Genomic DNA, 12,453 nt, shown 5'->3' with positions numbered 1-12,453 from the left:
CGAGATCCTTCAGCCGCTTCACCTGGTCGCCCTTCAGGCCGCCATACTCCTGACGCCACCGATAGCAGGCGACCTCCGTCACCGCGATCGAGCGGACGGCCTCAGCAACGGGCTTACCTTGTGAGACCAACACATCGACCTGACGTAATTTCGCGACGATCTCTTCCGGCTTGTGTCTCTTCTTCGGCATCTATCGATCCTCCTCGTGGCAAAATGCCATACTTCTAGGAGGACCACTTCAGAGGGGGCAGACCAGAAGGGCGCATCCTGTTCTCGCCCGGCCATACCCTTGCGTCGATCACCTACGTCATAGGCGACGCCGCGTTCATCCACGACACGCTGTTCATGCCCGACTGCGGGACGGCGCGGGCCGACTTCCCGGGAGGCAGCGCGGAGCGGTTGCACGATTCGATCAGTAAGATCCTCTCCCTTCCCGAGGACACGCGGCTCTTCACCGGCCACGATTACAGGCCTGGCGGCCGCGAAGCGCGCTGGGAGAGTTCGGTCGCAGAGCAGAAGGCGCGAAACATCCATCTCTCCTCCAAGCCGACCCGCACAAAGTTCGTCGAACGGAGACGCGAGCGCGACGCGACACTCCCGATGCCGCGGCTGATCCTGCACGCCCTCCAGGTCAACATCCAGGGCGGGAGGCTGCCCGTTCCAGACGCAGCCGGCCGACGGCACCTCATCTTCCCTTTGGACGCGCTGGCGGGTTCGGTGCAGCCATGAGCGCTTCGATTATCAAAGCCGCAAGCGCGCATGGTGCTGGCCGTGCTTGACGCCCTGCACTACGGGCTGGGCCTCGCGTCCGGATCGATCGTCGGCTGCACGCTCGGCCTGTTCGGTGGCGGCGGTTCGATCCTCGCGGTTCCCCTGATGGTCTACGTCGTCGGCGTTCCCGATGCCCACGTCGCGATCGGGACGAGCGCCTTGGCATTAGCAGCAAGCGCGGCGACGGCGCTGCACGCCCATGCCCGATGCGGTAACGTCAGATGGCATTGCGCCGGCCTCTTTAGCGCCGCCGGCGTCGCTGGCGCCGCTCTCGGCTCGACGCTGGGCAAGGCGCTCGACGGTCAAAAGCTGCTCGCGCTGTTCGCCCTGCTAATGGTCGTCGTCGGCATCCTGGTGTTCCGGTCGCGGGCCAATTGCGGCGATGCAGGCGCGGCGTGCACGCGGGACAAACTGCCGAAGGTCTTCGGCTACGGCGCGATGACGGGAGTCGTGTCTGGGTTCTTCGGCATCGGCGGCGGATTCCTCATAGTTCCGGGCCTCGTCGCTTCTACAGGCATGACGACGCTCAACGCCGTCGGCTCGTCCCTGGTCGCCGTCTGCGCTTTCGGCCTGACGACGACGCTGAGCTATGCGCTCTCGGGCCTGATCAATTGGCCGCTCGCCGTCTTGTTCATCGTCGGGGGCGTTGCGGGCGGGCACGCCGGCTGCGCGATCGCAGGCCGCATGTCGGCGGACAAAGGAACGCTCAAGACGCTGTTCTCCGGCCTCATCCTCGTCGTCGCGGCCTACGTGCTGTGCCGGAGCCTCGGACGAGCATGAGCCGCTATACCCTATTCCATCAGGAATCGCGCGATGTCGCGCGTACGCAACCAACGGAGACTAAATGAAACGCCAAGATCTTACCGAGAAGCTCCTCGACATCAAGCGTGAGAAGGGTTGGACCTGGAAGCACATCGTCGAGGAGATCGGCGGCATGTCCGAGGTCCTCATCGTCGGAGCGTGCCTGGGACAGATGAAGCTGACCAAGCCGCAATGCGAGAAGGCCGGCGAACTGTTCGGCCTCACCGAGTCCGAGAAGCGGCTGCTCAACGAAGCCCCGATGCGTGGCTCAACGATGCCGCCGACCGACCCGCTGATATACCGCTTCTACGAGCTCGTCATGATCAACGGGGCCGCCTGGAAGGAGTTGATCCAGGAGGAGTTCGGCGACGGCATCATGTCGGCGATCGATTTCGAACTCGACATGGTCCGCCTGCCAGATCCCAAGGGCGATCGCGTTCAAATGACGATGTCGGGCAAGTTCCTACCGTTCAAGTACTACGGTGCTACCGGTAACAACCAGATGCTCGGCTACAAAGAGGAGTGACCGCGCGCCGGTGCAGAATGCGGGCCCTCTCATCAGAGAAAACGCGGCCCGCATCCTTCGAACAATCAACTTGGACTATCATTCTCTGAGATGACGCCCTCATCAACATCATTGGGACGGTGTCATGCAAGGTCTTGAAGCTACGAATGGCATCCGATCGTCAGCTCTTGCAGCTTGCCCGGGGCGCTTAGTCCCGATGGCTTTAAACTTAAGAACCGTGGAACGACTATTGTCGGAGTGATGCCGATTTGAGGTTACACCGAGGCCTCTAAACAACACAAAAAGTTGTTCGATCCGGCATGACGCTGCTCTATCTTCGCGCTTCACGAAATGAAAGCCTGCGATCGACGAAGCGTTATCTGCGGGCTGCGATGACTTACGCAGAAGCCATCCAGATCATCTGGGCTCCGGTCAAATCCGAGACCGATCAGCGGTACGAAGCCGCTAAGGTGGTCTTGCGACATCATCAACCTACAACATCTGACGAGAGAAGAGCGCGTGCTGTCGTTTCGGAATTGCGAGAAGCGCTTTGGCATGCCGAGAACAACGAACGAGATGTGTTCGATTAGCCTGGAAAGGAGGGCAGGAAAGGCGGTCTCGCCCAGTCAGGAGTATGTAATCGGCGGGATAAAGAGCTCTCGGCGAAATCAGTGCTACATCGAGCCGAGCCACATTTTCTCTGTATTAAACCTAGCTATAAACGGACCAGTCACCTTGCCTACGGCGCTTCCGTCGTCGAGCTCCCTGCTTGGTTCCGCGCAGGCCGGCCAACGGTCTCTGCCGTTCTCTAGCAAGGTCGCGAACGGTAGGAACGAATCCAGTCGGGAGTGTCGCCCTTCCTGAATGGAGGCCGATTCTGGAGGTCGTGCCCTTGTACGCGAGGGAGGCGAGCCGCCAAGCTGGGGGATTTGGCGGCTCTAACCATGCATCAAACGCTAAGATGCACGGCTGGTAGCTGGATAATCCATAACCCATGCAGACGTCCTACCTGCTTCGACTCCGGTGTGATCACAAATCGGACATCTGCAGGAGCCCCGTTGCTCTGCATAGGAACAACGCTGCGGCGACATGCTATCTCGTACGTAACGCACCTATCGATCTGCACTGCATCGTCGGATTCTGCCGACCGGATTATGCAGCGTCTGATAGCAGCAGGCCATATTGAGAGTAGCAATCCGATTACGTTCATCATATGATGTTGACCGGTATCAAGCCGGGGTCTTTACTCGACTCGCAAGTCGCGATCAGGCCCGGTTGATTCAAGACCGCTTTGATGGGCGCCAAATTTCCTTTGGCGGCTGTGAGGAACTTGATTTCGGAGGTTGCATGCAGACCCTGCACATCAACGGCGATACGCATCAGCTCGACGTTCCCGCGGACATGCCGCTGCTCTGGGTGCTGCGAGACGTGCTCAAGATGACCGGCACGAAATTCGGGTGCGGCATCGCGCAATGCGGCGCCTGCACGGTGCAGCTCGACGGCAAGCCGGCCCGCTCCTGCATGCTGCCGGTCGGATCGCTCGGCGATCAGGCGGTGACGACGATCGAGGCCATCGGCGCAACGCCGGAGGGCGCGCGCATCCAGAAGGCCTGGCTCAAGGCCGAAGTCGTGCAATGCGGCTACTGCCAGTCCGGGCAGATCATGTCGGCGACGGCGCTGCTGAAGGCGGTCCCGAAGCCCGCGGATGCCGACATCGACGCGGCGATGGCCGGCAACATCTGCCGCTGCGGCACCTACATCCGCATCCGCGAGGCCATCAAGCAAGCGGCGCAATCATGAGCCGGCTGTCCGATCACGCCGCGCCATCGCGCCGTGCTGTCTTGCAAGGCGCCTCGGTCGCCGGCGGTGGCCTGCTGCTCGGGTTTTCGCTGCCGCGCGCCGCGAAGGCGCAGACCGCAAGCGCCAGCGGCGTCTTCGCGCCGGACGCCTTCATCCGCATCGGCCGCGACGATCGCGTGACGCTGATCATGAGCCAGGTGGAGATGGGCCAGGGCATCCACACAGCCATTCCTATGATCCTTGCCGAAGAGCTCGATGTGCCGCTGAGCCAGGTGACGACGGAGGAGGCGCCGCCCAACGACAAGCTCTACGGCAACCCGATCTTCTACATTCAGATGACCGGCGGATCGACGTCTGTCCGGGCGCTGTTCATGCCGATGCGCAAGACCGCCGCCGCCGCCCGCGCGATGCTGGTCACCGCGGCAGCCCAGACCTGGGGCGTCGACGCTGCCGCCTGCCGGACCGAGGCCGGAGCGGTCATCCATGACGCCAGCGGCAGCAGGCTCGGCTATGGCGCGCTGGTCGATGCCGCCAGCGTAGTGCCACGGCCGGAAAGCCCGGTGCTGAAAGACCCCAAAACCTTCAAGCTGATCGGCACGCCGGCAAAGCGCCTCGACACACCGGACAAGGTCAACGGCAAGGCGGTGTTCGGGATCGACGCGCTGCCTGACGGCGTCCGCTTCGCGACGCTCGCGTCCTGTCCGGTGTTCGGCGGGACGCTGGGGGCCTGCGACGAGAAGGCTGCGCTTGCCGTGCCGGGCGTACGTCAGGTGGTGAAGCTCGACACGCTGGTGGCGGTTGTTGCCGATCATATGTGGGCGGCAAAGCTCGGGCTGGCCGCGCTCGACATCCAGTGGAACGACGGGCCGCATGCCGCACTCAGCTCGGTCGATCTCTGGGGTGCGATCGGCAAGGCCTCGGAAGCGGACGGGGTGACGGCGCAGAAGATCGGCGATGTCGACGCCGCGCTGAAGGGCGATGGCGTCATTACGGCCAGCTACGAACTGCCGCTTCTCGCCCACGCCACGATGGAGCCGATGAACTGCACGGTGCACGTGACGCCGGACAGTTGCGAAATCTGGGTCGGCATCCAGGTGATGACCAAGGCGCAGCGAATTGCGGCCGCCATCACCGGTCTGCCGCCCGAAAAGATCACGATCCACAACCACCTCATCGGCGGCGGCTTCGGCCGCCGGCTGGAAGAGGACGGCGTCGGCGTTGCCGTGCGCATCGCCCAGCACGTCGACGGGCCGGTGAAGGTCGTTTGGACGCGGGAAGAGGATATCCAGCACGACATGTACCGGCCGGTCTATCGCAACGTGATGGGCGGGCGGGTGGAGAACGGCAAGCTCGTCGCCTGGACGCACCGCGTCGTCGGCCCAGCCATCATCGCGCGCTATCTGCCGCCGGCGTTCAAGAACGGCATCGACGTCGACGCCGTCGATGGGGCCATCGATCTTCCCTACGACATTCCCCACCTTCGCGTGGACTACGTCCGCCACGAGATGGCCGGGGTGCCGACTGCGTTCTGGCGCGGCGTCGGGCCCAACAGCACGATCTTCGCGGCGGAAAGTTTTATCGACAAGCTGGCGCGGCAGGCAGGAAGCGATCCGCTGACCTTCCGCCGGGGGCTGCTGGCGAAGAACCCGCGCGGCCTTGCGACGCTCGATCTCGCTGCGCAAAAGGCCGGCTGGGGCGGCGCGCTGGCGGATCGCACAGGCCGCGGCATCGCGTTTCAGTTCGTCATGGGCAGCTTCGTCGCCACGATCGCGGAGGTCGCGGTCGCGGACGACGGCGTCGTTACGGTGAAGCACATCACCAGCGCCGTCGATTGCGGAACGATCATCAACCCCGACACGGTGGTTGCGCAGATTCAGGGTGGGCTGATCTTCGGCCTCACCGCAGCGTCGCACGGCGAGATCACGATCGAGCGCGGGCGCGTGCAGCAAAGCAATTTCCACGATTACCGCATGCTGCGCATCAACGAGGTGCCGACCATCGCGGTGCATCTGGTGCCGAGCAACGAAGCGCCCGGCGGCATTGGCGAGCCGGGGACCGTGGCGGCGATGCCGGCGGTCGCCAACGCGATCTATGCCGCGACCGGCGTGCAGATCCAGCGCATGCCGATCGACCCGACCCTCCTGGCGAAAAAGAGGTCGGCATGAGGACGATCAAGATCCTAATGGGGCTGGCCTGTCTCGTCGCCGTTGTCGGCATTGGCTTCATTGCCTGGACGGTGCTTGGCCGCGATCCCATTCACTTCGCCAAGGGCCCGCGGGTCACGCTCGCCGCCTACACCGGCCCGTCCGTGACCGGCGCACCGCCGGACCTCGCCCACGCGGACCTTGTCATGCGCGGCGAATATCTGACACGCGCCGCCGACTGCCAGGCCTGCCACACCACGGACGGCGGTGTTCCCTTCGCTGGCGGGCGAGCGTTCAAACTGCCCTTCGGCACGCTGTTCTCGCCGAACATCACGCCCGACCAGGCAACCGGAATCGGCGCCTGGAGCGATGCCGAATTCCTGCGCGCCGTACATAAGGGCGTGGGGCGCGGCGGCAAGCCGCTCTATCCGGCGTTCCCCTATGCCGCCTACACGCTGCTGACCGACGACGACGTGCTGGCGATCAAGGCCTACCTCTTCAGCGTGAAACCGATCCATGCCGTGGCGCCGGAGAACACGCTGGTGTTCCCGTTCAACCAGCGCCTGCTGATGACGGTCTGGTCGGCGATGTTCGACGCCGATACCCGCTTCGAGCCGGTCGCCGATCGCGCGCCGGAGTGGAACCGTGGCGCCTATCTCGTCGAGGCAGCCGGGCATTGCGGCGAATGCCACTCGCCGCGCAATCTGTTCCAGGCCATCGACAATCGCAAGAAGTTCGCCGGCGCCGTCGCCGATGGTTGGCGCGCCTACAACATCTCGAGCGACAAGCCGACCGGCATCGGCAGCTGGAGCGAGGCGCAGCTCGCCTCGTATCTTACCAACGGACATGCCGCCGGGCGCGGCTCGCCGGCCGGGCCGATGCGCGAGGCCGTCGACATGAGCCTGGCCCACCTGACGCCGGGCGACGTCAAGGCGGTGGTCGCCTACCTCCGCACCGTGCCGCCGATCGCCGATCCGGCGCTGCCTGCGACACTCGCCGGCCCGGCGCCCGCTAGCGCCGCCAAGGGGCCGGACGGCAATCCGCATGGCAAGGCGCTGTTCGCCGGCGCTTGCGCCAGCTGCCACGACTGGACCGGCAGCGGCGCTCTGACCGCCAACGCGACGCTCACCGGCGCCCGCGCCGTCAACGATCCGAGCGCCGTCAACGTCGTGCAGATGATCCTCACCGGCAACCACGATCTGGTCGGCAAGACCCAGGCCTACATGCCGGCGTTCGGACCGGCCTACACGGATCTTGAGGTTGCCGATCTCGCCAATTACGTCACGGCGCGGTTCGGCACCGCAGGCCGACCGATCGGCCCCGCCGACGTCGCCAGATTTCGGCAGCTGCGCTGAAGCTGGGATACGAAGGCTGCCGGGACGATGTATCGTCGGACTTTACTTTGGCGGACGCGCGATGGACGCTTGAAGGGCTGGTCGTGATCTTCGCGGACGTGACGCCGTCTCGACCCCACGTTGCGACTTCTCTGCGTTACGCAACACTTCGAAATTCCGAAAGGCGGTGGAGAACGAAGGTGAAGCCACCGCGTCCAGGATCTCGAGGAGCTGCTCCGCTCTTTCCTTGCCCAATGCAGCCTCGAATCTCGAATGCGCGTCCCTCCAGAGGACCGTGGAGCTTTCAAGCTTCAACCGTCCGAGATCCGTTATCATGACGAGTTTGCTGCGGCGGTCGTCCTTGTTGACCGAAAGAGGCACGTAACCGTCGCGCAGGAGTGGCTGTAGCGTATGTCCAAGCGCTGAGAGGTCCATGACAAGCGCAGAGGCGAGCTTCTTCATTGTCGGCGCCTGCATGGCGGACACCTGCGCAAGAAGGTGTTGCTGCGTGGCCCGGAGACCGCCAGCCCTCATGGCGTCGTCGAAGAGCTGACCGACGCGTCGGGTTGCCTTCCGAAGGGACGCATTGCCACAGGTACCTAGAGCTTCCATGGCGTTCATCCGTAACACTCGCCACCGGTATCTAAAACAGACCGGGATATTGCAGGCCCATAAATTTATCGAGATGCTTTGGACGGTTCTACTAACGGCGGAGCTGCGCCTTCAATCCGCGATTTGCCATAGCGAGCGACACAAAGCTTCTGTGGGCGTAATTCTGCCGCCCATCTAAGCCCGTCGCGTAGCGGCCTCCGGTCACTTCTCGGTCGGCTCGGATGGTGAAACGGGGGGTCACTCATTTTGACGGACGGTTTGTCCTAAAGCCGTTGAATGACTCTTGGGAAGCCACGCACCAAGCTTTCGATGGAGCCTCTAAAAAAGCGCCTACTCTACCTTATTCCGACGCCGAGACGTTCGTCCTTGGCTATCTGAAGGAGGGTCGATCGCAAGTCCGCTGCCTTGTCTTTCCCGAAAGCTCGGTCGAAGCGTCGCTGGGCTGCACTCCAAAGCCTCTTGGCCTCATCGAACTTGCATATTCCGACAGGCGTCAAGACCACGTGGCGCCTACGGCGGTCCTCGTGACTGGTCCTTAGGTCGATGAAGCCGCTCCTTTCGAGGGGCCGGAGGTTATGGCCCAGGCCCGATCGGTCCATGATCAAGGCGTCAGCAAGTTCTCGCATGGTTGGAGGATGGCGGCGCCGGCGGATCAACTCGGACAGGATCGCATGCTGGGTCGACTTCAATCCGCAGGGCATGAGCGCCTCGTCATACATCGATGAAAGACGTCTGGATGCTTTGCGCATTGCCGTGGCGTTGCACGTGCTTTCATCGACTTCGATCAATCCGGATTTCGGCATCGTCGATCTCCTTCAGGCCGTAGAGGCGTTTATACGTATCCGACGCGGACGGCGGCGTCGAACCGTGCAAAGATCCGGCTACCACCATAAAGGCGTCCCCCACGCGGTGCTGGCCGATCATGGCCTACCCGACCCTTCCGCTGTAATGACGAATACCCGCATCCGGTGTCATGCGGTTCATTCCACAGGCATCTGCTCGGGCATCGAATCACGTATGAATCGCTGTACGGGCGCGGTCTCAGCTGATCCAACGAGCAGCCAGCTCAGGATCGCGGCAATCGCGGCGATCGCAGAAGCGACGAGCAGGATGGCCTGGTATCCCGCACCGAAGCTCCTTGAGGCGAGGTCGTGAAGCACCGCGTTCGGCGCGACGCCGTCGTAAGCGCCGGTAAGATCCCCGGCCATCACGCGTCTTACCAGGCTGAGGCGTGCGACCTGGGGCGCATCGCGGAGCGCTCCGAATACGGAGGCTGAAACTCGGCTGAAGAGGATCGCCCCCAGTGCCGCGAACCCGATGACGATCCCACTGAACCGCACCGTCCCGGCGACCCCGGAGGCCATGCCTGCGCGCTCCGGCGTAACGACCGTCATACCTACCTTTGCGGTCTCGCCATTGAGTATCCCAGCGCCGGTGCCGGCGATCAGCATGCCTCCAAGCATGGCGCGGTAATCGAATCGGTTCGCCTCGAAAGCCATCCAAAGCAAACCGAGTGCGACTAGGCCAAGGCCCATCGTCAGGAGGGCCCTGCCACTGAGACGATGCGTGAGGGCCGCAGCCACGATACGGGGTACGAGAAACAGGGGGACCGCCATGGGGAGCATCAAGAGCCCGGCCGCCTGCGGCCCGTAGCCGAGCCCGCTCTGAAAGTAAATCGGAAGGTAAGTCAGCATCGTCAGAAGCGCCATTGCGAACGCAAGCGCCGCGATGTTCGCCCCAAGGTAGGTCCGGCGGCGGAACAGCGCCAAATCGAGCATCGGTCGCTCCTGCATGGATTCCGCCGCAAGAAAGCCAGCGAACAGCATGACGGATGATCCGGCTTCCAGAAGAACGTCCCCGCTGGTCCAACCGTGGCGGTTTCCGGATATGAGCGCCAAGGTTATGAGCGACAGGGCGGCACTGAAGGTTATAAAGCCCAGGATGTCCATCCGCTTCGCATCCGGGTCGCAGGACTCTTCAACCGCATAGAGGGTCATCGCGATCATCACCGCGCCCACGGGCACGTTTACATAGAACGCCCACTCCCAACCGGCGACCTGCGTGATCACACCGCCTGCGATTGGACCGAGGGAAATAGCGATGCCGATCACCGATCCCCAGAAGGCGAAGGCGCGGGCGCGGGCCGGCCCGCGGAACACGTGCGAAAGGGTCGCCAGCGCGGCGCTAAGCTGAATGGCGGCGCCTACGCCTTGAACGGCGCGGGCCGCGTTGAGGACACCGACGTTTGGCGCCGCGCCGCAAACCACCGAAGCGAAAGTGAAGATGCCCAATCCGATAACAAGCATCCGTTTACGGCCATATCGATCGGCCAAGGCACCGGCGGGCAGCACGAGCGACGCGAACGTGAGCGTGTAGGCGCTTATCACCCATTCGATTCCGGCGAAGTCGGCCTTGAGGGAACGCGCTATCGACGGAAGCGAAACCGCGACGATGTTCGAGTCTAGATTTATCATGAAGGACGGGATCGAAACGCAAAGGAGTACGAGCGCGTTTCCAGCAGATCCAATTCGTGAGCCAACGAATCCCTCGGAGGGTGTGGCGCCCTCATCATGTTCGGCGACTGCGCGGGACGCCCGGCTCAATGGCTGCTCCTTAATCCGACAAACGGCTCGAATATCTCATCAGGCTTCAAAGCCGGCGATTTGAGTTAATAAAGGGCATACGCCCCTTTTGCAAATCTGGCACGTAGCGGTGGAGCGAATGTAGACCGTATGGACGCCGTTTGCGGTCTTGACCCGATGTCCGATCGTCATCATCGACGGAGACGGAGCGCTAAAGGACGTACGTCTCTACTGCGCGCTTGCGCAGGGACCGACGGAACCGATACCGAGTCGCAACAACAATGCGACCACATTCTCCGAGGCCCAACGCACCGGCCTCCCATTGGAGTTTAGAAAAAATGGACTTACGTTCACCAAAGCTCTCGCGTCGCAGTGCCCTTCTCGCGGCGGCATCGGTCAGCCTCGCGACCGTCCCCGACTTGGAGGCGGCCGACCATGCGGAGACCGGCCGTGGGTCGGCGGGGGAAAGCTTCGCGATGCGGGACGTCCCGAGCGGAACAGGGTCGACGGTGACCGTCGAGCGACGCGGCCAGATCGTCATGATCGGCTTGGACCGGCCAAGCGAGGGCAACAGAATCGATCCATCGACCCATCTCGCGCTGTCGCGCGCCTACTACGAATACGAGCACGATCCGTCTCTCAGGGCCGCCGTGCTGTTCGGTCGCGGCGTAAACTTCTGCGAGGGCATCGACGTCGCCGCTTTCGCCGCCGTCATCAATTCCGGTGACGACCGGATCGTCAAGCCGCACACGATCGACCCGTGGGGAAAGTCGAAGCCCAGGATCTCGAAACCTGTCGTCGTCGTCGCTCATGGCAACGCCTTCAACATCGGCCATGAGCTCTGCATCGCCTGCGACGTCCGCATCGCGTCCGCCGACGCGCGGTTCGCGCAGACCGAGAATGCCCAAGCGCGTATGCCGGGTAGCGGCGGGACGATCAGATTCGTGCGGGAAGCAGGCTGGGCGCAGGCGATGCGTTACCTCCTGACCGGTGACCCTTGGAGCGCGGAGGATGCTCGGCGGATGGGTCTTTTCCAGGAGGTCGGAGCAACTCCAGAAGCGGCATTGCAGATCGGAATCGACATCGCGATGAAGATCGCGGCTTGCGCGCCGAAGTCCGTGAAGGCGACGCTCGCGTCCGCCCATCTCGCCATAGACAAGGGTGAGGACGAAGCCTTCGCCGCCCTGCCCGCTCAACGAGCTGCGCTCTACAGGACGAAGGACTTCCAGGAAGGCATCCGCTCCCACGCCGAGAAGCGCAAGGCGGTCTACAACGACGAATGACCCGGGGAGGTGACCTGGCCGGCAAGTCCGGTTGAAGCCTTATTCAGGATCGCCCGTCGCGAGGAGCCGGGTCCGGGCAGCGGCAAGAATTTCGTCCGACAGGGCAGGTTCGTCTGCGAGACGGGCTAGAACGACGGCGCCGACGATGGTCGCAACGTCGGCCGCGGCATTCCGCCGACGCGTTGCGGCATCCGTTCCGTCTGCCGCGAAGCTCAGCGCGGCAACGAACCTCTCCAAACGGCTTGTCATAACGCCGCGAAGTCGCGGCGCGCCTGTGGCTGCATCGTGCGACAGCGCGGCGAAGACGCAGCCGTCACCTGGATCGTCACGGTGGGCATCGCTCAAATAGCGGTCGAGGTAGGCACGCCGCGCCTTGTCGTCCCAGGTGGTGCCGGTCGATTGGTCAGCATCGTCGAACGCCTGTGCCAGCAGATCGTCCTTCGAGCCGAAATAGCCATAGAACGCGCCGTGCGTAAGCTTTGCCGCCTGCATCACCTCTGCAACGCTCACGCCCACGATGCCACGCTCGCGAAACAAGCGTCTCGCGGCATCCAGTATACGCCGGCGGTTCGCAGCGACCTGTTCTCGACTGACCTTCAATACGACATCTCCCGGATAACG

11 protein-coding genes and 2 pseudogenes are annotated in these 12,453 nt (G+C 63.2%); 8 read left to right on the top strand and 5 right to left on the bottom strand.

Annotated elements, in window-relative coordinates; translation table 11 throughout:
* Positions 1-190: pseudogene (locus GSQ79_RS28690) on the bottom strand (IS3 family transposase); the annotation flags it as partial.
* A gap of 71 nt (positions 191-261) precedes the next feature.
* Between GSQ79_RS28690 and GSQ79_RS28685 the strand changes: the two are divergent.
* The 7 genes and pseudogenes from GSQ79_RS28685 to GSQ79_RS28655 all read left to right on the top strand — a co-directional run.
* Positions 262-729, top strand: a pseudogene (locus tag GSQ79_RS28685) (MBL fold metallo-hydrolase); the annotation flags it as partial.
* Positions 730-759: 30 nt separating this feature from the next.
* Entirely contained in the window at positions 760-1,551 is a 792-nt protein-coding gene (locus tag GSQ79_RS28680) for a sulfite exporter TauE/SafE family protein (protein WP_158812141.1), read from the top strand.
* Between the two features lie 64 nt (positions 1,552-1,615).
* A complete protein-coding gene (gene cynS / locus GSQ79_RS28675) occupies positions 1,616-2,098 on the top strand; it encodes a cyanase (protein WP_158812140.1) in 483 nt (160 codons plus the stop codon).
* Between the two features lie 299 nt (positions 2,099-2,397).
* Positions 2,398-2,667 carry a hypothetical protein gene (locus tag GSQ79_RS28670; protein ID WP_158812139.1) on the top strand — a complete coding sequence of 90 codons (270 nt, stop codon included), beginning with the start codon at positions 2,398-2,400 and terminating at the stop codon, positions 2,665-2,667.
* Positions 2,668-3,424: 757 nt separating this feature from the next.
* Complete coding sequence (locus tag GSQ79_RS28665; RefSeq protein WP_158812138.1) at positions 3,425-3,877, top strand: (2Fe-2S)-binding protein; 453 nt, start codon at positions 3,425-3,427, stop codon at positions 3,875-3,877.
* Complete coding sequence (locus GSQ79_RS28660; protein ID WP_158812137.1) at positions 3,874-6,042, top strand: xanthine dehydrogenase family protein molybdopterin-binding subunit; 2,169 nt, start codon at positions 3,874-3,876, stop codon at positions 6,040-6,042. The genes GSQ79_RS28665 and GSQ79_RS28660 overlap by 4 nt, the downstream gene beginning before the upstream one ends.
* Positions 6,039-7,376: a cytochrome c gene (locus GSQ79_RS28655; RefSeq protein WP_158812136.1), complete on the top strand. Its 1,338-nt coding sequence runs from the start codon at positions 6,039-6,041 to the stop codon at positions 7,374-7,376. The genes GSQ79_RS28660 and GSQ79_RS28655 overlap by 4 nt, the downstream gene beginning before the upstream one ends.
* A gap of 42 nt (positions 7,377-7,418) precedes the next feature.
* On the opposite strand, the gene GSQ79_RS28650 is transcribed toward GSQ79_RS28655, so the two are convergent.
* From GSQ79_RS28650 to GSQ79_RS28640, 3 genes are all read right to left on the bottom strand, one after another.
* The gene (locus GSQ79_RS28650; protein WP_158812135.1) at positions 7,419-7,976 is read right to left on the bottom strand and encodes a MarR family winged helix-turn-helix transcriptional regulator; all 558 of its coding nucleotides are present in this window, start codon (positions 7,974-7,976) and stop codon (positions 7,419-7,421) included.
* A 326-nt stretch (positions 7,977-8,302) separates the two neighbouring features.
* Complete coding sequence (locus GSQ79_RS28645) at positions 8,303-8,770, bottom strand: MarR family winged helix-turn-helix transcriptional regulator (protein ID WP_210253251.1); 468 nt, start codon at positions 8,768-8,770, stop codon at positions 8,303-8,305.
* 177 nt (positions 8,771-8,947) lie between these two features.
* Positions 8,948-10,441, bottom strand: coding sequence for an MFS transporter (locus GSQ79_RS28640; RefSeq protein ID WP_158812134.1), 1,494 nt, complete (start codon positions 10,439-10,441; stop codon positions 8,948-8,950).
* Positions 10,442-10,887: 446 nt separating this feature from the next.
* Here GSQ79_RS28640 and GSQ79_RS28635 point away from each other — a divergent pair, with 446 nt between their 5' ends.
* Positions 10,888-11,832, top strand: coding sequence for an enoyl-CoA hydratase-related protein (locus GSQ79_RS28635; protein WP_210253250.1), 945 nt, complete (start codon positions 10,888-10,890; stop codon positions 11,830-11,832).
* A 39-nt stretch (positions 11,833-11,871) separates the two neighbouring features.
* Here GSQ79_RS28635 and GSQ79_RS28630 read toward each other — a convergent pair whose 3' ends face one another.
* Complete coding sequence (locus GSQ79_RS28630) at positions 11,872-12,432, bottom strand: TetR/AcrR family transcriptional regulator (RefSeq protein ID WP_158812133.1); 561 nt, start codon at positions 12,430-12,432, stop codon at positions 11,872-11,874.
* Between the last annotated feature and the right edge of the window lie 21 nt (positions 12,433-12,453).

Source organism: Beijerinckia sp. L45, from assembly GCF_009765775.1.
In the GTDB taxonomy this organism is placed as follows: domain Bacteria; phylum Pseudomonadota; class Alphaproteobacteria; order Rhizobiales; family Beijerinckiaceae; genus RH-AL1.
The sequence above is the reverse complement of the archived record's forward strand: the minus strand, read 5'-3'. Positions and strand labels throughout refer to the sequence as shown.